Annotated in this window: 21 protein-coding genes; 15 read left to right on the plus strand and 6 right to left on the minus strand. The window is 71.7% G+C overall.

Features of this window, described 5'->3' with window-relative positions:
* Positions 1-40: 40 nt before the first annotated feature.
* Complete coding sequence (locus ACTJKO_RS14690) at positions 41-832, minus strand: SDR family NAD(P)-dependent oxidoreductase (protein WP_440689884.1); 792 nt, start codon at positions 830-832, stop codon at positions 41-43.
* Positions 833-917: 85 nt separating this feature from the next.
* Between ACTJKO_RS14690 and ACTJKO_RS14695 the strand changes: the two genes are divergently transcribed.
* The 3 genes from ACTJKO_RS14695 to ACTJKO_RS14705 all read left to right on the plus strand — a co-directional run bounded on the left by ACTJKO_RS14695 (position 918) and on the right by ACTJKO_RS14705 (position 3,649).
* Positions 918-1,406 carry a MarR family winged helix-turn-helix transcriptional regulator gene (locus tag ACTJKO_RS14695; RefSeq protein ID WP_440689885.1) on the plus strand — a complete coding sequence of 163 codons (489 nt, stop codon included), beginning with the start codon at positions 918-920 and terminating at the stop codon, positions 1,404-1,406.
* Positions 1,407-1,521: 115 nt separating this feature from the next.
* Positions 1,522-3,033 (plus strand): LCP family protein, encoded by a 1,512-nt coding sequence (locus ACTJKO_RS14700; protein ID WP_440689886.1) that lies wholly within the window; start codon positions 1,522-1,524, stop codon positions 3,031-3,033.
* Between the two features lie 40 nt (positions 3,034-3,073).
* Entirely contained in the window at positions 3,074-3,649 is a 576-nt protein-coding gene (locus ACTJKO_RS14705) for a TetR family transcriptional regulator (RefSeq protein ID WP_440689887.1), read from the plus strand.
* Here the strand turns inward: ACTJKO_RS14705 and ACTJKO_RS14710 are convergent.
* The 4 genes from ACTJKO_RS14710 to xylA form a co-directional block, all read right to left on the minus strand.
* Positions 3,627-4,091, minus strand: a complete 465-nt coding sequence (locus ACTJKO_RS14710; protein WP_440689888.1) for a hypothetical protein — start codon at positions 4,089-4,091, stop codon at positions 3,627-3,629. The two genes, ACTJKO_RS14705 and ACTJKO_RS14710, sit on opposite strands and share 23 nt — an antisense overlap.
* A complete protein-coding gene (locus ACTJKO_RS14715) occupies positions 4,088-5,086 on the minus strand; it encodes an acetylxylan esterase (RefSeq protein ID WP_440689889.1) in 999 nt (332 codons plus the stop codon). The genes ACTJKO_RS14710 and ACTJKO_RS14715 overlap by 4 nt, the downstream gene beginning before the upstream one ends.
* Positions 5,087-5,155: 69 nt before the next feature.
* Positions 5,156-6,625, minus strand: coding sequence for a xylulokinase (locus ACTJKO_RS14720; protein WP_440689890.1), 1,470 nt, complete (start codon positions 6,623-6,625; stop codon positions 5,156-5,158).
* A complete protein-coding gene (xylA, locus tag ACTJKO_RS14725; RefSeq protein ID WP_440689891.1) occupies positions 6,622-7,812 on the minus strand; it encodes a xylose isomerase in 1,191 nt (396 codons plus the stop codon). Before xylA ends, ACTJKO_RS14720 begins: the two co-directional genes overlap by 4 nt.
* Before the next feature lie 98 nt (positions 7,813-7,910).
* On the opposite strand from xylA, the gene ACTJKO_RS14730 reads away from it, so the two are divergent.
* The 10 genes from ACTJKO_RS14730 to ACTJKO_RS14775 all read left to right on the plus strand — a co-directional run bounded on the left by ACTJKO_RS14730 (position 7,911) and on the right by ACTJKO_RS14775 (position 19,079).
* A complete protein-coding gene (locus ACTJKO_RS14730) occupies positions 7,911-9,092 on the plus strand; it encodes a Gfo/Idh/MocA family protein (RefSeq protein ID WP_440689892.1) in 1,182 nt (393 codons plus the stop codon).
* Positions 9,089-9,787, plus strand: a complete 699-nt coding sequence (locus ACTJKO_RS14735; RefSeq protein WP_440689893.1) for a ThuA domain-containing protein — start codon at positions 9,089-9,091, stop codon at positions 9,785-9,787. Before ACTJKO_RS14730 ends, ACTJKO_RS14735 begins: the two co-directional genes overlap by 4 nt.
* The gene (locus ACTJKO_RS14740) at positions 9,784-10,884 is read left to right on the plus strand and encodes a Gfo/Idh/MocA family protein (RefSeq protein ID WP_440689894.1); all 1,101 of its coding nucleotides are present in this window, start codon (positions 9,784-9,786) and stop codon (positions 10,882-10,884) included. The genes ACTJKO_RS14735 and ACTJKO_RS14740 overlap by 4 nt, the downstream gene beginning before the upstream one ends.
* A gap of 26 nt (positions 10,885-10,910) precedes the next feature.
* Positions 10,911-11,936, plus strand: a complete 1,026-nt coding sequence (locus ACTJKO_RS14745; RefSeq protein WP_440689895.1) for a sugar phosphate isomerase/epimerase family protein — start codon at positions 10,911-10,913, stop codon at positions 11,934-11,936.
* Positions 11,933-13,174: an ROK family transcriptional regulator gene (locus tag ACTJKO_RS14750; RefSeq protein WP_440689896.1), complete on the plus strand. Its 1,242-nt coding sequence runs from the start codon at positions 11,933-11,935 to the stop codon at positions 13,172-13,174. Before ACTJKO_RS14745 ends, ACTJKO_RS14750 begins: the two co-directional genes overlap by 4 nt.
* Positions 13,171-14,214, plus strand: a complete 1,044-nt coding sequence (locus ACTJKO_RS14755) for an NAD(P)-dependent alcohol dehydrogenase (protein ID WP_440689897.1) — start codon at positions 13,171-13,173, stop codon at positions 14,212-14,214. The genes ACTJKO_RS14750 and ACTJKO_RS14755 overlap by 4 nt, the downstream gene beginning before the upstream one ends.
* Before the next feature lie 121 nt (positions 14,215-14,335).
* Entirely contained in the window at positions 14,336-15,724 is a 1,389-nt protein-coding gene (locus tag ACTJKO_RS14760; RefSeq protein WP_440689898.1) for an MFS transporter, read from the plus strand.
* A gap of 112 nt (positions 15,725-15,836) precedes the next feature.
* Positions 15,837-17,270 carry a bifunctional UDP-N-acetylglucosamine diphosphorylase/glucosamine-1-phosphate N-acetyltransferase GlmU gene (gene glmU, locus ACTJKO_RS14765; RefSeq protein WP_440689899.1) on the plus strand — a complete coding sequence of 478 codons (1,434 nt, stop codon included), beginning with the start codon at positions 15,837-15,839 and terminating at the stop codon, positions 17,268-17,270.
* Between the two features lie 55 nt (positions 17,271-17,325).
* Positions 17,326-18,303, plus strand: a complete 978-nt coding sequence (locus ACTJKO_RS14770; protein WP_440689900.1) for a ribose-phosphate diphosphokinase — start codon at positions 17,326-17,328, stop codon at positions 18,301-18,303.
* Complete coding sequence (locus ACTJKO_RS14775; RefSeq protein WP_440689901.1) at positions 18,300-19,079, plus strand: putative protein N(5)-glutamine methyltransferase; 780 nt, start codon at positions 18,300-18,302, stop codon at positions 19,077-19,079. Before ACTJKO_RS14770 ends, ACTJKO_RS14775 begins: the two co-directional genes overlap by 4 nt.
* Before the next feature lie 72 nt (positions 19,080-19,151).
* Here the strand turns inward: ACTJKO_RS14775 and ACTJKO_RS14780 are convergent, their stop codons facing one another.
* A complete protein-coding gene (locus ACTJKO_RS14780; protein WP_440689902.1) occupies positions 19,152-20,801 on the minus strand; it encodes a molybdopterin-dependent oxidoreductase in 1,650 nt (549 codons plus the stop codon).
* Between the two features lie 189 nt (positions 20,802-20,990).
* On the opposite strand from ACTJKO_RS14780, the gene ACTJKO_RS14785 reads away from it, so the two are divergent.
* On the plus strand, positions 20,991-21,617 hold the full coding sequence (locus ACTJKO_RS14785; RefSeq protein WP_440689903.1) for a hypothetical protein: 627 nt from the start codon (positions 20,991-20,993) through the stop codon (positions 21,615-21,617).
* 155 nt (positions 21,618-21,772) lie between these two features.
* The gene (locus ACTJKO_RS14790) at positions 21,773-26,341 is read left to right on the plus strand and encodes a beta strand repeat-containing protein (RefSeq protein WP_440689904.1); all 4,569 of its coding nucleotides are present in this window, start codon (positions 21,773-21,775) and stop codon (positions 26,339-26,341) included.
* Positions 26,342-26,472: the final 131 nt, after the last annotated feature.

Here is a 26,472-nt window from a genome sequence, read left to right on the forward strand (position 1 = left end):
CGGCTCGTTCGGCTCGTTCGGCTCGTTCGGTTCGTTCGGTTCAGAGCATCGTCGTGAGGACGCCGCCGTCCGCGCGGATCGCGGCACCGTTCGTTGCGGACGACCGCGGGCTCGCCAGGTAGGCCACCAGGTCCGCGATCTCCTCGGGCTCGATGAACCGCTCCAGCAGCGTCGTGCGGTTCTGCCCGATCACCTCCGCCCGGACCGTCTCGACCGGTGCCGACCGCGCAGCGGCGATCGACTCGACGGCCGCGGCGACACCGTCGGAGTACGTCGGACCGCCGAGGACGGTGTTGACCGTGACGCCCGTCCCGCGGGTGCGCTTCGCGAGGCCGTTCCCCAGCGCGAGCACCGCGGCCTTCGTCACGCCGTAGTGCACCATGTCGACCGGGACGTCCACGCCGGACTCGCTGCTGATGAACACCACGCGCCCCCATCCGCGGTCGAGCATCCCGCCGAGCAACGCCCGGGACAGGCGGACGCCGCTCATGAGGTTGACGTCGAGGAAGCGCGACCATTCGTCGTCGTCGATCGAGTCGAACGGGGCGAGGCCGAACTGCCCCACGTTGTTCACGAGGACGTCGACGGTGGGGAGGCGGTCGACGAGCCGTGCGACCTCGCCCGCGTCGCCGAGGTCCGCCGCCAGGCCCGAGACCTCGGCGCCGGGGTGCGCCGCGCGGAGCCGTCCCACCGCAGCGTCGACGCGTCGTCCGTTGCGTCCGTTGACCACCACCCGTGCTCCCTCGGCCGCGAGCGACGCGGCGACCGCGTACCCGATGCCCTGCGTCGATCCGCTGACGAACGCCGTCCTGCCGGTGAGTCCGAGATCCATGTCCACTCCTGTCGATTACTTGCCTGAGCAAGTCACGGTAGGGCAGTTGACTTGCCCGGGCAAGTCACACCGGTACCATCGACGCATGACGCAGCCGGAGGAGCGCACCCCGTTGAGCAGCGAGCAGCTCGAGGTCTGGGTGGCGCTCGCGACCGTGCTCGAGCGACTCCCGACGGCACTCGACGCCCAGCTCCAACGGGACAGCGGCCTCACGCACTTCGAGCACGGCGTGCTGTTCGCCCTCGACGCCGAGCCCGACCGGACCCTCCGGATGAGCGTCCTCGCCGCCGCCGCGAGCTGCACGCTCTCGCGGTTGTCGCGCGCGGTCACCCGGCTCGAGCAGAAGGGCTGGGTCCGTCGCGTGGTCGACCCGACCGACGGCCGGTTCACCCTCGCCGAACTCACGGACGCCGGTCACGACCAGGTCGCGGCGTCCACACCGGGGCACCAGGCGCTCGTGCACCGTGTCGTCTTCGACGCGCTCACCCCGGCGCAGACGAAGCAGCTCGGGGTGATCAGCCGGCGCATCGCCGAGGCGGTGAGCGGCGCTCCCGTGTGGAGTCCGCCCGGGTGAGGCCGTCGGCCAGCTCCTCGCCGCGCGCGACTCCCGCGCGCATTCCCAGGTGCGGTGCGCGACTTCTCAGGCGTGCACCCCCGCCCCGTGGAGCCTTCTTCCCTATGGTGACGCCATGCGTGACGATCGAAGCGAGGGTGCGACCCCGGACGTTCCCCAGGAGCGTGTCGCCGTCCGGCACGGACGGCAGCGTCGCGGCGGCCGCGTGCTGTTCCCGGCGATCGGCGGCGTCCTCGCGATGGCGCTCGTCCTCACCGGTGGCTACGCGGCCTGGTCGTACGCGCAGCTCGACAACAGCCTGACGAAGGTCCACATCGCCCTGCCGCACTCCTCGTCGGCGCCGGACGCGGACGGGGCGGCGCAGAACATCCTGCTCGTCGGCGACGACCACCGCCCGGCGGACGCCACCCCCGAGGAACTCGCCGAGCTCGGTACGCAGCTCGACGGCGGCGCGACGAACACCGACACGATGATCGTCCTGCACATCCCGGCCGGCGGCGGCAGCGCGACGATGATCTCCTTCCCCCGCGACTCCTGGGTGCCCATCCCCGGGCACGGCACGTTCAAGCTGAACAGCGCGTACTCGGACGGCGCGGCGAACGGCGGGGGAGACGCCGGCGGGATGCGGCTGCTCATCCAGACCATCGAGAACATGAGCGGACTGTCGATCGACCACTTCGTCCGCGTCTCGCTCCTCGGCTTCTACGAACTGGTGAAGGCGCTCGGTCCGATCCAGGTCTGCCTCAACGAGCCCGCCCACGACCCGAACTCCAACGTGGACCTGCCCGCCGGGGTGTCGACGCTGAACGCCTCGCAGGCGCTCTCCTTCGTCCGTCAGCGCGACGGACTCCCGCGCGGCGACCTCGACCGCGAGGTCCGGCAGCAGTACTTCCTCTCGCAGGAGGCACGACGGGTGCTCTCCGCGGGAACGCTGCTCGACCCCGTCAAGGTCTCGGCACTGCTGCACGGCGTCGGCGACGCGGTGCAGATCGACGACGGGCTGAGCATCCCCGGCCTCGTCAACACCTTCCGCAGCATCGACCTGTCGGACATCCGGTCCACGGCGATCCCGACCTCGGGCACGCCCACCATCGACGGGTACTCCACCGTGGCGGTGGACTTCGGGGCGATGCCGGCGTTCATCCAGAGCATCGTCGGCGCACCGCCGGCCTACACGGCGGCGAAGGCAGCGGCACCGTCCAGCGTCCACGTGTCGGTGCAGAACGGCGGCTCGACGCCGGGCGGTGCCACCGCGGCGTCGGCGGCACTCACGGCGAAGGGCTTCGTCGTCGGGGCGCCGTCCGACACCACGACCACCTCGGCCACGGTCGTCGAGTACCCGAAGGGGTCCGAGGCGCAGGCGAAGGCGGTCGCGGACGTCGTGCCCGGTGCCACCGCCGTGCAGTCGTCGACGGTGTCCGGCGTGACGCTCGTGCTCGGGACGGACGGTCACACGGTCGCGAGCGCCGCGTCCACCGGCGGCGCCGGGTCGGCCGGCGGTTCGGGCTCGGCCGGTGGCGCCGGTTCGGGCTCCGGCTCGCACGGGTCCGCGGCGCCGACCCCCGCGACGCCGTCACCCACCCCGGTCGGCAACGCCTACGGCAAGCAGGGGACCTGCATCAACTGACGCACCGGCTCCGGGCGCTCCGGTCGGTACGGTGGTCGGCATGGCCAGATTCACGCCCCCAGCCAGCGACGAGGTGCGCGCCCGCCTCCTGCTCGCGGCCCGCGAGGAGTTCGCCGCGGTCGGGCTCGCCGGTGCCCGGATCGAACGCATCGCCGCGGCGTCGTCGAGCAACAAGGCGCAGGTCTTCCACTACTTCGGCAGCAAGGAAGGGCTGTTCGACGCCCTCGTGGAACAGACCGTGACCGAGACGTTCGACGAGGTGCCGCTCGACACGGGTGACCTCCCCGGGTACGCCGCTCGACTGCACGACGCGTGGGTCCGCCGGCCCTGGGCGCAGCGCCTCGTGACGTGGCACCGCCTGGAACGCGCGGCGGTCGCCCCGCTGCAGGCCGTCGTCGACCGGAACACGGCCGCGGTCGCCGAGGTCGAGCGTGCCCAGCGCGCCGGTGTGCTGCCTCGCGCCTACCGGCCCGCCGTCCTGCTCGGCCTCGTGCTGCACGTCGCCGCGTTCTGGAGCGAGGCGTCCCCGGAGTTCGACGCCCTGACGGCGGCCGTGGTGCCCGCGCGGCGGCGGCAGGTCGTGGTCGACGCCGTCACCGCGCTCGTCGGGAGCTGACCGGTCCGAGCGGGGACAGCGTCACCCGACCGTCCTGAGCGGACACGCGCACCACCTCGACCCCGCGCTCACCCTCGGGGCACACGACGACGTCCTTGCCGGTGGTCGAACAGACGAGGCGCACGAGGCCGAGCAGCGCCGCGAGTGCGTCGTCGTCGACGATCTGCCGCAGGTCGAGGTCGAACGTCACCGGCGGACCCCAGCCGAGGAAGCAGTCGACCTGCACGTCCGGAGCCGGCCAGACCCGTACCGTCGGCAACGCGTCACCGTCCGCGACGGATTCGTTCCGGGGCCACGCCGTGGCACGCAGCGCCGCCAACACCGCGATCGCGTCGTCCGCCGAGGACCCGACCACCTCGCCGTCCGGGAGCGCCAGCGGTTCGGCATCCCCGGCCCTGTGGAACGCGCTGCGGAAGGCCGCAGCCGTGACCCGCTCGGTCACCGCGCGGGAGCGGTCCGCGCCCGCAGGAACGCCACCTGACGCTCCCAGTGCGCGAAGCCGCCACCCTCGTGACCGTTGTACGGGTAGACCTCGATCGCCGTGTCCGTCGACGCGAGCGCGTTGTACGCCGCGAAGGTCGTCCTCGGCGGCACGACGTCGTCCATGAGCGCGACGGAGAAGAGCGCGGGGGCCGTGATGCGTGCGGCGAAGTGCACCGCGTCGAGGTACGCGGCGGTGTCCCACACGGTGTCGGCGGCGTCGCGGTGCACCGACAGGTACGCCGCGAGCTCGAGGTACGGGCCGCCGACCGCGACGTCCGTGCCGTGTTCCCAGTCGCTGAGGAACGCGACGTCCGGCAGCACCGCGACGAGCGGGCCGACGTGCGCCTCGACGAGGGCCGCCGCCGCGATCGTGATGCCGCCGCCCTGGCTCCCGCCGGTGAGCGCGATCCGGTCGGGGTCGACGCCGGGCAGCGTGCGGACCGCCTCGACCAGCCGGACGGCGTCGGTGTACACGCGGCGGTAGTAGTGGTCGGCCGGGGACCCGATGCCGGCGGTCATCCAGCCGCCGATGTGCGGTCCGGAGCCGTGCGGGTCCGGCGTGTCGCCGCCGGAACCCCATCCGCTGCCCTGACCGCGGGTGTCCATGACCACGTGCACGTACCCGGCCAGCGCCCACGCGACGCGTTCGCCGGGCAGCCCGCGGCCGCCGTTGTAGCCGAGGAACTCCACGACGACGGGCAGGGGGCCCGCGGCGGCGACCGGGCGGGAGACCCACGCCCGGACCGGGTCGCCCGCGAAGCCGGGGAAGGTCAGGTCCTCGATGACCAGCCCGGTCACCGGGGTCTGCGCGGGAGCCAGGACGGGGGCGATCCCGGCGCCGGCGGCACGTGCGGACGCGATGGTGTCCGACCAGAACGCGTCGAAGTCGTCGGGCCGACGGACCTCCGGGCGGTAGCGGCGGAGCTCGTCGAGGGGCAGGTCGGTCAGTGGCATGCGGTGTCCTCCGGGGACGATGATGCCCCCGGCACCGCGGGCTGCGGTGCCGGGGGCCGGGAGTGTCGGTCAGCGCGCGGCGGCGCGGTACTGCTCGAGCACGTGGGGGTGGGGGTCGCCGGGGACGACGGTGGTGTCGGGTTCCCAGTGCGGGAGGGTGCCGCTGAGGACCCATGCGGCCTGTTTGGCGGCTCCGGCGGCGACGTACTCGCCGGGTTCGGGCACGAGGACGTCGCGGCCGAACACCTGGGCGGCGACGGCGCGGACGGCGTCGTTGCGTGCGGCGCCGCCGATGAGCAGCAGCCGCGTCACGGTGACGCCGGTGTCCTCGACGGCCGCGAGTCCGTCCGCGAGGGCGCACAGCATGCCCTCGACGGCGGCGCGGGCCAGGTGCGGCCGGTCCGTCGTCGCCGGTGTCATGCCGGTCAGGGACGCGGTCGCGTCGGGACGGTTCGGGGTGCGTTCGCCGACGAAGTACGGCACGAGCACGAGGCCGTCGGCGCCCGCGGGTGCCTGCAGGGCGAGCTCGCCGAGTTGGTCGTGGTCGGCGCCGAGGAGGCCGCCGATCACCTCGAGCACGCGGGCCGCGTTCAGGGTGGTGACGATCGGCAGGCGTGACCCGGTCCCGTCGGCGAAGCCCGCGACGGTCCCGCTCGGGTCGCGTACTTCGGCGTCGGTGACGCCGAAGACGGTGCCGCTGGTGCCGAGGGACACGGCGACGTCGCCGGGGCCGAGCCCGAGGCCGAGCGCGGCGCCGGCGTTGTCGCCGAGTCCCGGACCGATGACGAGGCCCAACGGGGCGACGACACCGTGGGGCAAGGGCACGTCGACGTCGAGGGTGCCCATCGGTTCGTCAGGGTCGACGACCCGTGGCACGATGACGGCGTCGTCGTCCCCGGTCTCGGCGACGCGCATCGGCCGGCCGAGCGCGAGGGTGAACAGGTCGGGGTCGTACTCGCGGCGCACGGGGTCCCAGTACGCGGTCCCGGAGGCGTCGGAGGCGTCGGTGGCGAGCGCGTCGAGGTCCGGTCCGTGGGGGCTCTGGTCTGCTGGGCCGTAGCCGCGCAGCCGCCACGACAGCCAGTCGTGGGGGAGCGCGACGGCGGCGACGCGGGCAGCGTTGTCGGGTTCGGTGTCGCGGAGCCAGCGGAGCTTGGTGCCGGTGAACGAGGCCACCGGGACCAGGCCCGTGCGGGCGACCCACGCCTCCTGGCCGAGTTCCTCGACCATCTGCGCGGCCGCATCCGCGCTGCGCACGTCGTTCCACAGGAGTGCGTCGCGGACGACGTGGCCGTCGGCGTCGAGGGCGACCATGCCGTGCTGCTGGCCCGCGATCGCGATTGCGGCGACGTCGTCGAGGCCGCCGGCGTCCGCGATCGCGGCGCCGAGCGCGTCCCACCAGTGCTGCGGGTCGACGGCGGTGCCGTCCGGGTGGGACGCGCGTCCCTCCCGGACGACCGCACCCGTGACCGCGTCACGGACCGTGACCTTGCACGACTGCGTGGAGGAATCCACCCCCGCGACGAGCTGCTGGCTCAACGAGCGCCCATGAGGTGCTCGATGGCCAGCTGCTGCAGCTTGACGAAGCCGAAGCCCTTGCCGCCGAAGTACGCGTCGGCGTCGAAGTCCTCGAACGCGGACCGGTCGGCGAGGAAGTCGTCGTAGGACTCGCCGTCGTTCAGCGTCGGCGTCGACAGCTCGGTCACCTTCGACGCCTCGAGCGCCGCCTGCACCTCGGGGTCGGCGCGGAACGCCTCGGCGCGCTCCTTGAGGAGCAGGTACATGCGCATGTTCGCGGCCGCGGAGTCCCACACGCCGTTGATGTCCTCGGTGCGCGACGGCTTGTAGTCGAAGTGGCGGGGGCCGTCGTACGCGGGGCCGCCCTGGGGAGCGCCGTGCTCGAGCAGGTCGACGAGCGAGAACGCGTTCTGCAGGTCGCCGTGGCCGAACACGAGGTCCTGGTCGTACTTGATGCCCCGCTGCCCGTTGAGGTCGATGTGGAAGAGTTTGCCCTGGTAGAGCGCCTGGGCGATGCCGGCCGTGAAGTTCAGGCCGGCCATCTGCTCGTGGCCGACCTCGGGGTTGATGCCGAACAGCTCCGGGCGCTCGAGCGTCTCGGTGAAGGCGATCGCGTGGCCGAGGGTCGGCAGCAGGATGTCGCCGCGGGGCTCGTTCGGCTTCGGCTCGATCGCGAACCGGATGCCGTAGCCCTTGTCGGTGACGTACTGGGCGAGGAGGTTCACGGCCTCGCGGTAGCGCTCGAGTGCGGCCTGCACGTCCTTGGCGCTGTCGTACTCGGCACCCTCGCGGCCGCCCCACATGACGAACGTCGACGCGCCGAGCTCGGCGGCGAGGTCGATGTTGCGGAGGACCTTGCGGAGCGCGAACCGGCGCACCTGACGGTCGTTCGAGGTGAAGCCGCCGTCCTTGAACACCGGCGCCGAGAACAGGTTCGTCGTGACCATCGGCACGACGATCCCGGTGGCGTCGAGCGCGCCCTTGAGCCGGTCGATCTGGGTCTGCCGCTCGGCATCGGTGGATCCGAACGCGAAGAGGTCGTCGTCGTGGAAGGTCAGGCCGTAGGCGCCGAGCTCGTCGAGCTTCTCGACCGCCTCGACCACGTCGAGGGCCGGGCGGGTGGGGCCACCGAACGGGTCGGTGCCGTTGTAGCCGATGGTCCAGAGACCGAAGGAGAACTTGTCTGCACGGGTGGGCGTCGTTGCCATGGTGAATCACCGTTCGTCGTCGAAACAAAATGTTGCCGCGCCCAACATAAGCGGTAGTGTTGGCTGTGGCAAGGACGTGATCGCAAAGGAGCGAGCGGATGGCACAGGAACGACTTCGGGTCGCCATGGTGGGACACGGCTTCATGGGAGCCGCGCACTCGCAGGCGTGGCGGACCGCCCCGAGGTTCTTCGACCTCGCGGTCGAGCCGGAGATGGCCGTGGTCGTCGGCCGTGATCCCGACCGGACCGAGGCGGCCCGGGCGAAGTACGGCTGGCAGGCCGCGTCGACGGACTGGCGGGCGGTCGTGGCCGACCCCGAGACCGACGTGGTCGACATCGTCTCGCCGGGGTCCTCGCACGTCGAGGTGGCCATCGCCGCCCTGGAGGCCGGCAAGCACGTGCTCTGCGAGAAACCCCTCGCCAACACCGTCGAGGAGGCCGAGGCCATGGCATCGGCCGCCGCGACGGCCCGGGCGCGCGGCGTCCGCGCGATGGTCGGCTTCAGCTACCGCCGGGTGCCCGCCATCGCGTTCGCGCGGCAGCTCGTGGAGGCCGGGAGGCTCGGCACCGTCCGGCAGGTCCGCGCGCTCTACCTGCAGGACTGGTTGGCGGACGAGGACGGCCCGATGACGTGGCGCCTGGACAAGGCGCTCGCCGGCTCGGGCTCGCTCGGCGACATCGGCGCACACGCGATCGACCTCGTCGAGCACGTCACCGGCGCCCAGCTCGCCAGCGTGTCCGGCACGCTCGAGACCTTCGTGCACGAACGCCCGCTCATGGCCGAGGGCGTCGGGCTGTCCGGCACCGCGTCGAGCGAACGCGGACAGGTCACCGTCGACGACGCCGCGTTCTTCCTCGGACGACTCGCCGGCGGCGCTGCCGACGGCGCGATCGGCTCCTTCGAGGCGACGCGCTACGCGACCGGCCGGAAGAACGGGCTCACGCTCGAGATCAGCGGCTCGGCCGGCGCGATCCAGTTCGACCTCGAGTCCATGAACGAGCTCCGCCTCTACGACGCGACCGCGCCGGTGGGCGAGCAGGGGTTCCAGCGGATCCTCGTCACCGAGCCGGAGCACCCGTACATGGCGGCGTGGTGGCCGACCGGGCACCTCATCGGCTACGAACACACCTTCAGCCACCAGGTGAAGGACTTCGTCGAGGCGATCGTCGCCGGCGCCGACCCGTCCCCCTCGTTCGAGGACGGCCTGCACGTCCAGCGGGTCCTCGACGCGGTGGAGCGCAGCGCCGCAGACGGCAGCAGCTGGACGGTGACCGCGTGACCGCCGAGCGGACGGCCCTCGTCGTCCGGGGCGGATGGGACGGCCACCAGCCGGTCGAGACCACGGACCTGTTCCTCCCCTTCCTGCGGGACAACGGCTTCGACGTCCGGGTGTCGGACTCGACCGCCGTGTACGCCGACGCGGACGTCATGGACACCGTGGACCTGATCGTCCAGGTCGTCACGATGTCCACGATCGCGGACGACGAGTTCGCCGGGCTGCAGCGGGCCGTGCTGCACGGTGCCGGGCTCGCCGGGTGGCACGGCGGGATCGCCGACGCGTTCCGGAACACCGCCGACTACCTGCACATGATCGGCGGACAGTTCGCCCACCACGCCGGCAAGCACCCGTCGGAGCGCACGGGTGAGCAGTCCGACAACTACATCCCCTACACCGTGCACATCACCGAGCTCGGGCGGACACACCCCATCACCGAGGGCATCGACGACTTCGACCTGGTGACCGAGCAGTACTGGGTGCTCTCCGACGAGTACAACGACGTCCTCGCGACCACCACGCAGGAGGCCCGCGACTTCGACGCCTGGAACCGACCGGTCACCGCACCCGCGATCTGGACCCGGCAGTGGGGAGAGGGGCGCGTGTTCGTGTCGGCGCCCGGGCACCGGCTCGAGGTCGTCGAGTCGCAGCCGCTCCGCACCGTCATCGAACGGGGACTCCTGTGGGCAGCACGATGAGCGACCAGCCGCTGCGCGTCGGCGTCGTCGGCGTGGGGAACATCAGCCAGCAGTACTTCGAGCACCTCCCGACGCTGCCGGGCCTGGCCCTGACCGCGGTGGCGGACCTCGACGTCGGGCGGGCACGGGCGGTCGGCGCCGAGCAGGGCGTCCGGGGCGTCTCCGTCGACGAGCTGCTCGCATCCGACGACGTCGACGTCGTGCTCAACCTGACGATCCCCGCGGCGCACGCCGAGGTCGCGACCCGGGCGCTGCAGGCGGGCAAGCACGTCTACGGCGAGAAGCCCCTCGCCCTGACCACGGCCGAGGCGGCTCCCGTGCTGGCGCTCGCCGAGGACCGGGCGCTGCGGGTCGGGAGCGCGCCGGACACCGTGCTCGGCACCGGGATCCAGACCGCACGCGCCGCCATCGACGGCGGGCGCATCGGAGACCCGGTGGGAGCCGCCGTGTCGTGGAGCGCCCCGGGACACGAGCTCTGGCACCCCGCGCCCGCGTTCTACTACCAGCCCGGCGGCGGCCCGCTGCTCGACATGGGGCCGTACTACCTGACCAGTCTCGTCCAGTTCTTCGGACCGGTCGCCAGCGTCAGCGGCAGCGCCACCCGCTCCACCCGCGAACGCACGGTCGCGACGGGCCCCTTCGCGGGCGCACCCATCCCCGTGGACGTGGACACCCACGTGGTGGCCGTCCTCGAGCACGCGAACGGTGTGGTCTCCACCCTGACCGTCTCGTTCGAGGTCTGGGCGACGCGCGCACCGCTGTTCGAGGTGCACGGCACCGCCGGCAGCCTCGCGGTCCCCGACCCGAACCGGTTCTCCGACCCGGTGTCGATCGCCACCGCCGACGACCGCGAGTGGCGCGGGGTGCCGGTGTCAGCGGGCTACGCCGACGCGGGCCGTGGGTACGGCCTCGCCGACATGGCGCACGCGATCGCCACCGGCCGGCCCCACCGGGCCTCCGGGGAACTGGCGTTCCACGTGCTCGAGGTGATGGAGTCCATCGGGACGGCGGCACGCGAGCACACCGTCGTCGAGGTGCGGTCACGCGTCGAGCGGCCGACCCTCGTCCCCGCTGACGCGACGCCCGGGTCCTGGTGACCCGGCCACAGGAGGAAGGAAACAGCATGACGGAGACGACCCGTGCCTCCCGGCCGGTGACGCTGTTCACCGGCCAGTGGGCGGACCTGCCGTTCGAAGAGGTCGCGCGTCTCGCCGGCGAGTGGGGCTACGACGGCCTGGAGATCGCCTGCTGGGGGGACCACCTCGACGTCCGGCGAGCAGCGACGGACCCGGAGTACGTCGCCGACCGGAAGGCGATCCTCGAACGCAACGGGCTCGGGGTGTGGACGATCGCGAACCACCTCGTCGGACAGGCAGTGTGCGACGACCCGATCGACCAACGCCACGAGGACATCGTGCCCCCGCGCGTGTGGGGCGACGGCGACCCCGAGGGCGTCCGGCAGCGCGCCGCCGAGGAGCTGCAGTGGACGGCGCGTGCCGCCGCCGCGCTCGGCGTCGACACGGTGACCGGGTTCTCCGGCTCGTCGATCTGGAAGACCGTCGCCGGGTTCCCGCCCGTGCCGCCGGCGATGATCGACGCCGGGTACCAGGACTTCCACGACCGGTGGTCGCCGATCCTCGACGTCTTCGAGGAGGTCGGGGTGCGGTTCGCCCTCGAGGTGCACCCCTCCGAGATCGCCTACGACTACTGGACCGCCCAGCGTGCGCTGTCGGTCTTCGCGGACCGGCCGTCGTTCGGCTTCAACTTCGACCCGTCGCACTTCGTCTGGCAGGACCTCGACCCCGCCGCGTTCCTCCTCGACTTCGCCGACCGCATCTACCACGTGCACTGCAAGGAGTCGGTCAAGCAGCTCGACGGGCGCAACGGCCGGCTGTCCTCGCACCTGCCGTGGGGTGACCCCCGCCGCGGGTGGGACTTCGTCACCGCCGGGCACGGGGACGTGCCGTGGGAGCGGGTGTTCCGTGTCCTGAACCACATCGGCTACGACGGGCCGACGAGCGTGGAGTGGGAGGACGCCGGGATGGACCGGCTCGTCGGCGGACCGGAGGCGCTGGCGTTCGTGCGGCGCCTCGGGACGATCGCGCCGCCAGCGGCCTCCTTCGACGCGGCGTTCTCGCGGTCACGGTGAGCGGGAACCGACCCGCACCCGTCGCCGGCAACACGGCGCGGGTCCTGCGGCTCGTCCACGAGGACGGGCCGCTCACCCGCGCCGAACTCACCCGACGCACCGGGCTGAACCGCTCGACCACGCTGGCGATCGTCGGGGAGCTCGTCGCGCTCGGGCTCGTGCACGAGGAGAGCGCGGGCGCCACGACGGCTGCCGGTGCCGGTGGGAGCGGTGCGTCGGTCGGACGGCCGAGCCCGGTCGTCCGGGCCACCGCGGACGTCGTCTCCGTCGCGGTCACCGTCGAGGTCGACGCCGTCACGGTCGCCCTCGTCGGGCTCGACGGAAGCGTGCGCGAACGTGCCGTGGTCCGGTCGGAGGCGCCGCCCACCGCGGCCGAGGCGATCGAGACCATCGGTCGCGCGCTCGACGAGCTGACGGGGGCCGGCACCGCCCCCGTGCGTGTCGCCGGCATCGGCGTCGCGGTGCCCGGCACCGTCCGGGTCGAGGACGGCGTCGTCCGCTACGCACCGCACCTCGGCTGGCACGACGAGCCCGTCGCCGGGCCCCTCGCCACCCGGACCGGCCTGCCCGTCCGCGCCACGAACGACGCCAACACCGGCGCCTGGGCCGAACGGCTGTACGGCAGCGGCCGCGGCGTCGACGACCTCATCTACCTCAACGGCGGCGCGAGCGGCATCGGCGGCGGCGTGATCAGCGCCGCGCGGCCCCTCAGCGGCGCGGACGGGTACGCCGGGGAACTCGGCCACACCTTCGTCGCGGCGAACGGCGTCCGGTGCCACTGCGGCGCCGTCGGGTGCCTCGAGACGGAGGCCTCGCGGGACGACCTGGTCACCGCGGCGGGCGTCGCGCCGGACGACCCGGCAGCGCTCGCGGCCGTGCTCGCCGAGCGTCGGCCAGAGGTCGAGCGGGTCGTCGACCGGCAGGTCACCGCCCTGGCGACGGCGCTCCGCAACGCGATCCACACCGTCAACCCCGCGGTGGTCGTCCTCGGCGGGTTCCTCGGCGTGCTGCTCGAGCACGTCGGCGACCGCATCGAGTCGGCCGTCCGGGCGCAGTCGATGGCAGCCGTCACCGAACGGCTCCGCATCGCCCCCGCGGCCCTCGGCGCCGACGTCCTGCTCCGCGGGGCCGCCGAACTCGGCTTCCGTGACCTCCTGCTCGACCCCGTCGGCGGACTGCCCGCCACCGAACCACCCACCGACCGCGCCGTCGCGGCCGGAGAATCGAGGATCCCGTGACCACCGTCGACCGCCAGCGCGTCAGTGTCCTGCTCGGCACCCAGGACCTGACCGTCGAAGAACGTCCCGTCCCCGCCGTCGACCCCGGCGACGTGCTCGTGCGCGTCGCGGCCGTCGGCGTCTGCGGTTCCGACGTCCACTACTACCGGCACGGACGCATCGGCGACTTCGTCGTCGAGGAGCCGCTCGTCCTCGGCCACGAGCTCTCCGGCACGATCGCCGCCGTCGGCGAGGGCGTCGACCCCGCGCGGGTCGGCGAACGCGTGGCGATCGAGCCGCAGCGGCCCTGCCACCACTGCGAGCAGTGCCTCGCCGGGCGGTACAACCTCTGCCCGCACATGCGCTTCTACGCGACACCCCCGGTGGACGGCGCGTTCGCCGATTTCGTCACGATCGAGTCGGGCTTCGCGCACACCCTGCCGGACTCGGTGTCGTTCGAGGCCGGCGCACTGCTCGAACCCCTGTCGGTCGGCATCGCCGCGGTCCGCAAGGCCGGGATCGTCCCCGGGTCGTCGGTGCTCATCGCCGGTGCCGGCCCGATCGGCATCATCTGCGCGCAGGCCGCCCGGGCCTTCGGTGCCACCCGCATCGTCGTGAGCGACCTCGTCGCCGAGCGGCGTGAGCGGGCGCTGTCGTACGGCGCGACGGAGGTCGTCGACCCGACGGTCGTCCAGGTCGCGTCCGACATCGTCCCGGTGGACGCGTTCATCGACGCCAGCGGTGCGCCGCGCGCGGTGTCGGACGGCATCAAGGCCGTCGGGCCCGCCGGAGCAGCCGTCCTGGTCGGGCTCGGCAACTCCGAGATGACCCTGCCGGTGGAGCACATCCAGAACCTCGAGGTCACGGTGACGGGCATCTTCCGGTACACCCGGACCTGGCCGGTCGCGATCGCCCTGGTGGCGTCCGGGCAGGTCGACCTCGACTCGCTCGTCACGGGTCGCTTCGGGCTCGACGACGTCCGTGAGGCGCTCGAGAGCGACACCGACCCCGCATCGCTCAAGTCGGTCGTCTACCCGGGAGGCGTCCCGTCTGCGTCGTGACCGGCCGCCGGACGGGAGGCGCGGGCCGGATCCGCGCCGCGCCTCCAGTCCGTCACCCCCTGCGCCGGCACGCCAGCACCGGGGCCACCGCCACGTCACCCGGACGCGCTACGGTTCGCGCATGACCGCTCAACCCGCGGCGGCGGTGCCGCAGCGCACCGACCGCCGCGCGCTCGTGTCCTGGGCACTCTGGGACTGGGGCTCCGCCGCGTTCAACGCCGTCGTGACGACCTTCGTCTTCAGCGCGTACCTGGCGAGCCGCGCCTTCGTCGACCCGGCACTCGTCGCTGACACCTCCGCAGCCGGCACGGCGCTCGTGGAACGCGAGCTCGCCCACAACGCCGCCGTCGTCTCGACGGCGCTCACGATCGCCGGGATCGTCGTCGCGATCGTCGCCCCGGCGGTCGGGCGGCTCGCGGACTCCTCCGGGCACCGTCGCCGGTCGGTGCTCATCGCGACGATCGGGGTCGCGCTCTCGATCGTCGGCATGGTGTTCGTCGCGCCGAGCCAGCCGTACCTGGTGCTCGGCGCGGCCCTGCTCGGGATCGGCACCGTCGCCTACGAGATCGCGAGCGTCGGCTACAACGCGATGCTCGGTCAGGTGGCGACCGGCGAGCAGAAGGGCCGCGTGTCCGCGATCGGTTGGGCCGCCGGGTACTTCGGTGGCATCGTGCTCCTCGTCGTCCTGCTCGTGCTGTGCATCCAGGACTTCGGGCACCCCGGGGTGGCCGGCCTGCTGCAGCTCCCGGCCACGGTCGCGACGGGGCAGTGGGACGTGCGGATCGCGATCGGCATCGCGGCGGTCTGGCTGGCGGTCAGTTCGATCCCGTTGTTCGTCGTGGTCCCCGAGGCGGCACCGGTCCCGTCGGCCGGCCGTGGCGGCGTGCTCGGCGCCTACCGGGACCTCGTCCGCGACGTCGCCCGGCTCTGGCGGGAGCGCCGGAACGTGCTGGCGTTCCTGCTCGCGAGCGCGGTGTTCCGTGACGGCGTCGGCGCGGTCTTCACCTTCGGCGGGATCATCGCCGGCCAGGTGTTCGGCTTCTCCGCCTCGCAGGTGATCCTGTTCGCCATCGCGGCGAACGTCGTGGCCGGGGTCGCGACCTTCGCGTCGGGGTGGCTCGACGACCGCTTCGGGTCGCGGACGATCATCACCGTCTCGCTCATCGGGCTGGTCGTCACCGGACTGGGCGTCTTCCTCATCGGCACCGCACGCGACGGCTTCTGGGTGCTCGGGCTGGCGCTCGCGCTCTTCGTCGGTCCGGTGCAGGCGTCCTCACGGGCGTACCTGTCGCGGCTCGCGACACCCGGACGGGAGGGCGAGCTCTTCGGCCTGTACGCCACCACCGGTCGGGCGGCGTCGTTCATCGCGCCGGCGCTGTTCGGCATCGCGGTGACCGTCGGCGGGTCGACGCGGTTCGGGATCATCGGCGTCGTGCTGGTGCTCGTCGTCGGGCTCGTGTTGATGGCCTTCGTGCGGCGGGAGCCCCGCGGGGCGACGGCCTCCCGCTGACGCCCGTCCTGGACACGGCGGTCGTCCTCCACAGGTGCGGTCGAGTGCGGTGTCGCGCACAGGAGGCGTGGTCCGGTCCCTCCGCGCAGGCTCGGTGCGCCAGGATGGAGCCATGACCGACCAGCGGATCGCCGTCGTCGTCCTCGCCGCCGGGCAGGGCACGCGCATGAAGTCGTCCACCCCGAAGGTCCTGCACCGCCTCGCAGGGCTCCCGCTCATCGCGCACGTGCTGCGGACGGCGTCGTCCCTCGGCCCGGACCACGTCGCCGTCGTCGTCCGGCACGAGCGTGACCGGGTCGCGGCCGAGGTCGTCGAGCGGGCACCCGACGCGATCCTCGTCGACCAGGACGACGTCCCCGGGACGGGTCGTGCGGTCGAGGTCGCCGTCCAGGCCCTCCCGGCCGACTTCGACGGCGCGGTCGTCGTGCTCTCCGGCGACGTCCCGCTGCTCGACGCCGAATCGCTCCGCCGCCTCGTGGACGTGCACGTCGGTGGGTCGAACGCCGCCACCCTGGTCAGTGCGATCGCGCCGGACCCGACCGGCCTCGGTCGGGTCGTCCGCGACGCCTCCGGTGGGTTCGTCGGCGTCGTCGAGCACAAGGACGCCACCCCGGAGCAACTCGCCATCACCGAGGCGAACGCCGGCATCTACGCGTTCGACGTCACGCACCTCCGAGCGGTCCTGCCCGCACTGACCACGGCGAACGCGCAGGGCGAGAAGTACATCACCGACGCGCCGAGCCTCATCGCCGACCGGGGTGGGCTCGTCGACGTCGTGACCCTGACCGATCCGTGGCTCGTCGCCGGCATCAACGACCGTGCGCAGCTCGCCGACGCCGCCCGCGAGCTGAACGCCCGCATCGTCCGTCGGCACCAGCTGGCCGGGGTCACGGTGCAGGACCCGGCGACGACGTGGATCGACCTCGACGTGACGATCGAACCCGACGCCGAGATCCTCCCCGGCACCCAACTCGTCGGCGCCACGGCCGTCGCGAGCGGGGCGGTGGTCGGTCCGGACTGCACGCTCCGCGACACCGAGGTGGGTGCGGGCGCGGTCGTGAACCGCGTCGACGCCACCCTGGCGGTCATCGGGGACGGCGCCTCGGTCGGACCCTTCGCGTACCTCCGCCCCGGCACGATCCTCGGTGAGCACGGCAAGATCGGCACCTTCGTCGAGACGAAGAACGCCACGATCGGACGGGGCAGCAAGGTCCCGCACCTGTCGTACATCGGCGATGCCGAGGTGGGCGAGGACTCCAACATCGGCGCGAACACGATCACCGCGAACTACGACGGCGTCGCCAAGCACCGGACCGAGGTCGGGTCGAACGTCCGGACCGGCTCGCACAACGTGTTCGTCGCCCCGGTTAGGATTGGTGACGGAGCGTACACCGGCGCGGGGACGACCGTCCGCAAGGACGTCCCGGCCGGCGCGCTGGCCATCAGCTACGCCCCACAGCGCAACACCGACGGATGGGTCGAGGAACACCGACCCGGCACGCCGGCTGCCGAGGCCGCTCGGCGCGCGAACGGCGAACAGATCTGACGGCTCTCGGGCCGATCGACACGGCCCCGGCGGGGTCAGGGAGTGAGCACCGCACTTGTCCGGAATCAAAACGACCGGCCAGAAACGACTCGTCCTCGTCTCGGGGCGAGCACACCCGGCGCTCTCGGCCGAGATCGCCGAAGAACTCGGTGTCGATCTCGTCCCGACCGACGCCCGGACCTTCGCGAACGGTGAGCTCTACGCTCGCTTCGACGAGTCGGTCCGCGGCTGCGACGCCTTCGTCATCCAGTCGCACACCGCGCCCATCAACGAGTGGCTCATGGAGCAACTCATCATGGTGGACGCCCTGAAGCGTGCCTCGGCGAAGCGCATCACCGTCGTCGCGCCGTTCTACCCGTACGCCCGGCAGGACAAGAAGGGCCGCGGTCGCGAGCCGATCTCCGCCCGCCTCGTCGCCGACCTGTTCAAGGCCGCGGGTGCGCACCGGATCATGAGCGTCGACCTGCACGCTGCGCAGATCCAGGGCTTCTTCGACGGACCCGTCGACCACCTGTTCGCGATGCCCGTCCTGCTCGAGCGTTTCCAGCAGATCCTCGACCCCTCCACGCTGACCGTCGTGTCCCCGGACATGGGCCGGGTGCGCGTGGCGGACATCTGGTCCGAGAAGCTCGGCGCGCCGCTCGCGATCATCCACAAGCGGCGTGACCCGCTCGTGCCGAACCAGGTCACCGTGCACGAGATCGTCGGTGACGTCTCCGGCCGGGTCTGCCTGCTCGTCGACGACCTCATCGACACCGGACGCACCATCGCCAAGGCGGCGGAAGCGCTCAAGAACGCCGGGGCCACCGGTGTCGTGGTCGCCGCGACGCACGCCGTGTTCTCCGACCCGGCGACGGAACTGCTGCAGAGCGAGTTCATCGACCGGGTCGTCGTGACCGACACCCTGCCGCTGCCGGAGGAGAAGCGGTGGGACCGGCTCGAGGTCCTGCCGATCGCCCCGCTCATCGCCCGCGCCATCCACGAGGTGTTCGACGACGGATCGGTCACCTCCATGTTCGACGGTGCTGCTTGACCACTGCCCCGCGTGACGCGCTCGCGGCCCGACTCCGGGCCGCGGGCAGCGTCTTCGCCGAGGACGAAGCCGACCTCCTGCTCGAGGCCGGCGCCGGTGATGCCGCACGCCTGCGGTCGCTCGTGCAGCGGCGACTGGGCGGGGAACCGCTGGAGTACGTCCTCGGCTGGGCGGCGTTCGACGGGCACCGTGTGCGTGTCACGCCCGGCGTCTTCGTGCCGCGAGCCCGGACGACCGTCGTCGTCGAGCACGCCGCCCGCCGTCTGCAGCGGTACGACCGGGTCGTCGACCTGTGCTGCGGAGCCGGAGCGATCTCCGTCGCACTGCTGGGCCGGGTGGGGGCGCTCGACCTCGTCGCGGCGGACATCGACCCCGACGCCGTGGACGTCGCGGCCGAGAACATCGGAGACCGGGGCATCGTCGTCGCCGGTGACCTGTTCGAACCGCTGCCGGAACGACTGCGGGGTGCCGTGGACGTCATCGCGGTGAACGCGCCGTACGTCCCGACGGCGTCGATCGCGACGATGCCGACGGAAGCGCGGGACCACGAGCACCGGGTCGCCCTCGACGGCGGTGCCGACGGCCTCCACCTGCACCGGCGGATCGCCGCGGGGGCGGGGGAGTGGCTCCGTCCGGGCGGTGCCGTCGTCATCGAGGTGTCGGAAGCGCAGGCGCCCGTGTCCGCGGCGGTGTTCGCGGCCGCCGGCTTCAGCGCGTCCGTCGAGTCCGATGCCGAGGTGGACGGGACCTGCATCGTCGCGACGCGCACCGTCTGAATCCGGGCGGTCCCGCGGGAGCCGGGCTGCGCCTCCAGGCCTGCGCTGCACCACCGCGGTCCAGTGACCACGTCAGGTCGCGCGCACCTCGACCGTGTGCCACCCCGACGCCCCGTCCGGCGCCGGCGGCCGCTCCACGCTCGTCTGCACCTCGCCGTCGGCGCTGACCGCACGCACCTGGATCCGGTGCGAGCCCTTCGTCGGCGTCCACCGGTAGACCCACTGCCGCCAGGTGTCGGCCGACACCGAATCGGCGAGCGTCGCCTCCTGCCAGTCCCCGTGACCGATCCGGACCTGCACGGCCTTCACGCCCGTGTGCGGCTGCCAGGCGACCCCCGCCACGGCGACCGTCGAGCCCGTCCGCACGGTCGAGCCCGCTCGTGGGGTGTCGATCCTCGATTCGAGCTTCACGGGGCCGCGCGCCGACCAGCCCCGAGGCGTCCAGTAGCCCTGTGCGTCCGCGAACCGCGTCACCTCGAGTTCGGTGACCCACTTGGTCGCCGAGACGTACCCGAAGAGCCCGGGGACGACCATCCGGACCGGGAACCCGTGCTCCGGCGGCAGGGGCTCGCCGTTCATGCCGACGGCGAGGAGCGCGGCCGTGCCGGGGTCCTGCAGGACGTCCAGCGGGGTGCCGGCGGAGAACCCGTCGATGCTGCGGGAGAGCACCATGTCCGCGTCCCCGTGGGGCCCCGCGCGCTCGAGGAGGTGACGGATCGGGTAGCCGAGCCACAGGGCGTTGCCGATGAGGTCCCCGCCGACCTCGTTCGAGACGCAGCTCAGGGTGGCGTGGTGCTCCTCGAGGGGCAGGGCGAGCAGCTCGTCCCAGGTGAGCTCGACCTCGTGGTCCACGGCGCCGTGGATCCGGAGCCGCCAGCCCGCCGTGTCGATCGACGGCACCCGCAGCGCGGTGTCGATCCGGTAGAAGTCCGCGTTCGGCGTGATGTACGGGGTGATGCCCGTGACGTCGAGCGAAGCCCCCGCCGGCACCGTCGGTGCCGCCGTCGCGGCGGCCGGCAACCGGATCGCACGGCGCGCAGCAGCGGCCGCCTGCATCGCTGAGGTGCCCAGCCGGGAGGCGCCGCCCACCACGACCGCGAGGGTCGCCGCGGTCACGCCCCAGACCAGGAACGCCCGCCGTTCGGGGACTGCAGGGCCGGCCGCTGCTCCGCGCGCGGAGGGGATCGCGGTCACTGTCTCCCACCGACGGAGGCGCCGGACCAGGAGCCGGAGCACGATGATCGCGGCGGCCACCCCGAGCACCGAGGGAGCACCGTCCAACGTGCCGCTGTCGGACCGCGTGGTGACGGCGAGCAACGACAGGACACCTCCGGCGGCGAACACGAGCGCGCCGAGCGGCGGGCGAGCACGCTCGAGGACGCCCGCGGCGGCGGAGATCGCGGCGACGAGCACGGCCATCAGGACGAACAGCGCCACCTTGTCACCCGTGCCGAACAACGTGACCATCAGGTCCTTGGCGCCGCGGGGAGCGAGGTCGATGACGGCGGAACCGACAGCGACCAGCGGACTCCCCGCGCCACCGAGCACGAGGGCGCCGAGCTCCGCCGCAGCGAAGAACGCCGCGGCGGCGACCAGCCCGACCGCGGCGGCCAGCAGCGCTGGGCGGGGCACCGGCCTGCCGGCGGTCGTCGGCTCGCTGGCGTCCACCGGTCGGGGCGGGCCGCCGGGGTCAGCGGGGGCGCGCTCGAAGTCGGGACTCACGGGCTGAGCGTAGGTCGAACCCGCCGCGCGTGGGCTGACAGTCGTCCATGTCGTCTCCGGGCGGTTCGGCGGGCGTTCACCGCTCCGGGCCAGCCGACGACGATCCGCTCGTGCGAGGATCGGAGGGTGCTGAGGCGACCCGACCGTGTTCCGCGTTTCGGTCGCGCCCGCCGGAACGGCGGTGGCCCGATGTCCTCGGCCCGGCGCCTCGCGGTCCTCCGCTGGGTCGTCGTCGGCGTCTGGGCGGCACTCCTGACCGCACGCATCATCGTCGTCGCGACGGCGCCCGGCACCGACCTGACGTACTTCGGTGTGGCCGAGGTGGTGGCGATCAGCCTGGGCCTCCTCCTGATCGCGGTCGCGGTCGTCCGGGCGCAGTCGCTGCGCCGACGCCGGGAGGACGACGCGCTCGCCCTCGCGATCCGTCGCATCGACCCCACCGTGTGGCTCGTCCCCGCAGCGCCGACCCCCGAGCTCCGGACCTCGATCGAGTCCGTCCGACCCGAGGTCTCGCTCGGACACCGCGTGACATGGGCGTTCGGGGCGACCGAAGCGTCCCTGTGGGAACTCGAGGAGCGTCGGGCCACGCGGCTGCTCGTCATCCGGTGGAGCCGCATGGTGCACGTCGGTCTCGAGGACGTGCACGGTGACGGTCGTTCCTGGGCCGTCGCGATGCACTACGTCCGGCCGGACGACACGGCCGCGGTCGCGACGTTCTTCGTCCGGGCGGCGCCGGGGTCCCGGCGGATGCTGGGCCGCGGGCCTCGGCTCGAGCGGCTGATCGCCGACCTCGCGCGGGAGCGCATCGTCGCGTAGTCCGCGCTCGTGCCGTACCGGTTCGCCGAGTGCCGTTTCTCCCCCCGTTACTGGGGGTGCGGGGGTGAGGGATGCTCCGTAACGTCCTTGATGGTTGCTCAGCGACGCCATGGGGGTGTCATAGCTTGCTGCGGCCGTGTTGAGGGGTTGTGCGCGTGTTCGCATCGTCGTTGTCGTCTGCTCGTGCTCGCTGGGTCGCGTTGGCCGTGATCGCGCTCGTGGGGTTGCTGGGGTCGTTGCTGGCGGTGGTGTCGCCGCCGCAGGCTGCACGGGCGGAGGTCACCGGGACTGGTGGTCAGTTCGTTCCCCTGCCGGAGAACGCGAAGGTCTTCGCAGCGACGACGAAGGCCGGTGTGTGGCAGAGCGTCCAGATCGCCGGGGTCGGTGGACTGCCGACGTCCGGGATCGGCGCGATCAGCGTGATGGTGACGGTCGCGAACCCGCAGTCGCAGGGGCAGCTGTTCGGCCGAGCGGATGCGTCGACGCCGAGCAACCTGATGATGATCTACCGGGCGGGTGTGGGCGGGAACACGTCGAACACGGCGTTGCTCGCGGTCGGGGACGGCGGTTCGGTGCAGATCATGTCCGAGTCAGCTGAGAGCGTGTCGTTGAACGTCACCGGCTACTACACGAGCACGCAGAACGGTGTCAGCGCGGGCGGGTTCGTGCCGGTCGCGCCGGCGCGGATCGTCGATACCCGTTCGGGGACGGGGGTCCCGAAGAGGCAACTGTCGGGGGCGGACTCGATCACGTTCCAGGTGGCCGGGAACGGTGGTGTGCCGGCAGGAGCGGCGGCCGTCGCGATGAGTGTCGTCGTGGCCAACAGTGGCGGGGGCGCTGGGTGGGTGTCGCCGTACCCGGCGGACGGCAGCCCGAGCACTGGTGTGTTGAACTACGTGTCAACGCAGGGCGTGAGCACGGCGATGAGTGCGCAGGTCGCGCTCAGCGCTGACGGGAAGGTGACGTTGGCGGCCAAGGGCGGCACGATCGACGTTCTGATCGACGTGCAGGGGTACTTCCTCCCGTCGAACCCGGGTGGTGGGTTCACGCCGCAGACCGGACGGCTGCTCGATACTCGGAGCGGGTCGACCGTGGCGGGGAACGGTTCGATCGCGGTGCAGGTCGCGGGTGCTCGTGCTGGTGTGCCGTCGGTCGAGGGTGGGCTGTCCGCGGTCGCGGTCACGTTGACGGCTGTGCACGACGGGACGACACGCGGGTACGCGAAGGTGTGGGCTGACGGCGCGACGGAGACTGATGTCAGCGCGATCAACTACGGTCCGGCGTCGTCGATCCGGACGACGACGACGATCGTTCCGGTGGGGGCGAACGGGAAGATCCGGATCCGGAACATGTCGAGCGGGGCGACCGACTTCGTGGTCGATCTGCAGGGTGTCTACAACTCGTTGCGAGGTGGGCCAGCGGACACCAACCGCACTGGGCAGCGGAAGTCCGCGACGACGCTGCCGTTCCCGATCACGGATCAGACCAACGCCAGTGTCGATGTCGGCACCGGGAACCTGCTGGTCACGACGAGCGCGCTGAGCCTGCCGGGGGTGACGCAGAACACGGTCATCGGTGCGGCGTACAACTCTCGCAGCACGACGGTCGCGAGCAGCACCACGCGCGACGCGAACCGGTGGCAGTACGCCCTGGCTGGCGCGGGTGACCTCACTGCGAACGCGTCCGGTGTGGTCTACACGGACGCGGCGGGTACGACGTGGCAGTTCAAGGCCACGACCACGCAGGGCGCGTTCACCACGCCCGCTGGTCTGCAGCAGACCCTGACACGTGTCGACAACGCGAACACGCATGAGTACCAGTTGAAGGGGTGGACGACGAACTCGACCACGCACTTCAACCTGGCGGGACAGCCGACCTCGGTCGTGGACCGCAACGGCAACCAGGTCAGCTTCAACACCTCCGACGGGTACGCGTTGACGACGATCGTCTCCACGGCAGGTGTGGCGGGTGCGCGGACGGCCCAGTCGTCGTACGCGAACGGGGTGCAGACCTTCTCGCAGACGAGCGGCTCGAGCAGTCGCAGCGTTTCGTGGGCGAAGAGTGCCGCTGGTGACATCACGACGTACACGGACGCGACGGGTGCGAAGACGACGTTCGCGTACACGAACGGGGACCTCACCTCGATCACTGCGCCCGAGGGCGGGGTGACGGCGTTCACGTACGACTCCTCGGACCGCGTCACGAGCGTCGAACAGCGCAACACCACCGCCGGGTCACCCGGTGCGGCGGTGACCCGCTTCTCGTACGCCTCCGACACGTCGACGCAGGTCGCGGACCCGCGGTCAGACCAGTCGAAGGCGGTCGCCGACGCAGCACACACGACGTACACGCTGGACGGCAACGATCTCGTCACGAAGGCGGTGGACGCTGCGGGCCGTGAGCGGTCGCGCACCTACAACTCGGCGAACAACGGCGTCGCGACGGCAACCACCGGCGCCGCCAGCGATGCTGGGTCCGGGACGACGACGAACGAGTACGGCAAGAACAGCAGCCAGTCGTTGACGAAGTCCACATCCGGGACTGGATCCGCATCCACGGCTGACTACGGTTCGGGGTCGGCGACGGCGTACTTGCCGTCGAAGGTCACCGACAGCTCCGGCAACAGCACCAGCATCGGCTACGACGGTGTCGGCAACGCCCAGTCGTCCCAGTCGGGCAGTGACCCGGCGGCGACGTCGACGTTGACGTACAACAAGAAGGACACCGACCCCTACGCGTGGGGTGCGGTGAAAACCGCGACCGCTCCGGGGAACAGCGGCAACCCGACCACGTACACGTACGACACGAACAACCAGCTCGGGGCGATCACCCCGCCCACGGGTACCAGCCTCGGGGTGCAGAAGTACGCCTATGACGACTTCGGCCGGGTGAAGAACCACACCGACGGAGGCGGCGGCGTCACCACGTACACGTACGACAACGATGACCGGCTCCTCGCCACCGCGTTCAGTGACGGCACGCCGACGGTGACGAACGCGTACGACGGCAACGGCAATCAGCTCACCCAAGTCTCGGCGACGGGGACGGTCACGAACACGTATGACCAGCGGAACCGGCTCACCTCCACGGTGAACACCGCCGGCGGTGGGACCGTGTCGTACGGCTATGACCTCGCGGGGAACACGGTGCAGGTCACGGATCAGACCGGCTCTGTGACCCACGAGTACGACCCATCCGAGGTGCTCACCGCGACGACGTACCCGACCGGCTCGGGCACGGCGAAGCAGATCTACCTCACCGACAAGCAGGGCCGTCGCACCGACACGTGGCTCGGCGCTGCCAGCACCGCGACCGCTGGTGTCGAGCCGGGATCGTGGGCGGCGCACCAGAAGCTGACGTACGACAAGTCCGGGAAGGTCACGAAGGTGCAGGCCTGGGCAGACAGCAGCAACCCGACCGCCGTCGTCGACGCCAGCTACTGCTACGTCGCATCGACCACGGCACCGGACTGCACCGCGTCCACGGTCAACGACCGCGACAAGCTGCAGTGGTCCAAGGACAACATCACCGGGCAGGTCACCAACTACGGCTACCTCGCAGCCGACGGGACCACACCCACGGACCGGCTGACCGGGATCACCCAGACGGGCGGGGCGAACCCGACCAACTGGTCGTACACGTACGACTCCGCCGGGAACCGCACCGAAGCGAAAACCACGAACGCTGCATCAGGTGCACTCATCAGTGACCAGAAGCTGAGCTTCAACGCGGTCGGACAGATCACCACCACCGGGTACTCCTACGACGGGGTCGGCAACATGACCGCAGCACCGGGTGAGACGTACACGTACAACGGTGCCCAGCAGCTCACCGCGTCCACCAAGGACGGCGTCGAGACGAGGTACGAGTACGCCGGCGCTGACATGCTCAAGCTGCTTCACCAGTCCACGGACGGGGGAGCGGAGTACGACTACACGTATGGCACGTCCGACAGCAATGGTGTCGCTGTGATCGCAAACCACACCACTCCCGGTACCGGGACGGCCGCGGTGATCAGCGACCCCACCACTGGGCAGGCACTGGATCTCCGGACCTCGGATGGAACGACCAGCATGTACGTCGTGGACGGCATCGGAAACCCCGCCGCGGCGATCGCTGACACCGGTGACGTCGCCTTCACCGTCTCATACGACTCCTATGGCGCAGAGCGCGTGACCGCGGGCGGGTCGAGTGCGCAGTGGAAGCAGAACCCCTACGGGTACAAGAACGGGCTCCGCGCAAGCAACACCGATACAGGGCTCACCAAGTTCGGCTACCGGTGGCAGTCCAGCATCACCGGCGGATGGATCGAACGTGACACCCTCGACGCACCCCTCGACCCCAACAACGCCAACCGGTACGCGTATGCCGGCGACGACCCGATCAACGGTTCGGACGCCAGCGGCCGAAGCGCCTGGGGTACTGGGCTTGGCATTGCAAGTTTCGGCTTGGGAATCGCCTCACTGGCATTGACGGCGACTGGTGTTGGTGCTGGATTCGGCCTTGCTCTTGGCGCTGCCAGCTCCGCAGCTAACGTAGCCTCGCTGGCAGTTGACGGGGCTCCGGCGTCGGCGGTCGGTGGTGCAGCGGTCCTCGGTGTGGCAACGCTTGGAATCGGGGGCCTCGGTGCGGGGCTCGGCGTCAGCCGAACGGTGGGCACTGCCGCTGGCGGCGCCTACTCTGCTCTTGAACTAGCGGGTGGCGCCGCGTACGCCAACTCTTAGATCGGAGACGAACATGTTTGCAGCAGGCGCGATGGGGCTGTGGTGGGTGGCGGTACCAGTGATCGTGGCCTTGATTGCCTTCGCGGCGATCTCGGAGCGTCGGCGGCGGCGCAAGTAACGTGGAGAGTTTG

It is taken from the genome of Curtobacterium sp. 22159, from assembly GCF_052045775.1.
In the GTDB taxonomy this organism is placed as follows: Bacteria; Actinomycetota; Actinomycetes; order Actinomycetales; family Microbacteriaceae; genus Curtobacterium.

Coding starts and splice junctions, on each gene's coding strand:
- xylA (WP_440689891.1), bottom strand. CDS start 7,812: ATGGCAACGACGCCCACCCGTGCAGACAAGTTCTCCTTCGGTCTCTGG.
- ACTJKO_RS14695 (WP_440689885.1), top strand. CDS start 918: ATGACGCAGCCGGAGGAGCGCACCCCGTTGAGCAGCGAGCAGCTCGAG.
- ACTJKO_RS14700 (WP_440689886.1), top strand. CDS start 1,522: ATGCGTGACGATCGAAGCGAGGGTGCGACCCCGGACGTTCCCCAGGAG.
- ACTJKO_RS14760 (WP_440689898.1), top strand. CDS start 14,336: ATGACCGCTCAACCCGCGGCGGCGGTGCCGCAGCGCACCGACCGCCGC.
- ACTJKO_RS14740 (WP_440689894.1), top strand. CDS start 9,784: ATGAGCGACCAGCCGCTGCGCGTCGGCGTCGTCGGCGTGGGGAACATC.
- ACTJKO_RS14745 (WP_440689895.1), top strand. CDS start 10,911: ATGACGGAGACGACCCGTGCCTCCCGGCCGGTGACGCTGTTCACCGGC.
- ACTJKO_RS14690 (WP_440689884.1), bottom strand. CDS start 832: ATGGATCTCGGACTCACCGGCAGGACGGCGTTCGTCAGCGGATCGACG.
- glmU (WP_440689899.1), top strand. CDS start 15,837: ATGACCGACCAGCGGATCGCCGTCGTCGTCCTCGCCGCCGGGCAGGGC.
- ACTJKO_RS14730 (WP_440689892.1), top strand. CDS start 7,911: ATGGCACAGGAACGACTTCGGGTCGCCATGGTGGGACACGGCTTCATG.
- ACTJKO_RS14785 (WP_440689903.1), top strand. CDS start 20,991: ATGTCCTCGGCCCGGCGCCTCGCGGTCCTCCGCTGGGTCGTCGTCGGC.
- ACTJKO_RS14715 (WP_440689889.1), bottom strand. CDS start 5,086: ATGCCACTGACCGACCTGCCCCTCGACGAGCTCCGCCGCTACCGCCCG.
- ACTJKO_RS14705 (WP_440689887.1), top strand. CDS start 3,074: ATGGCCAGATTCACGCCCCCAGCCAGCGACGAGGTGCGCGCCCGCCTC.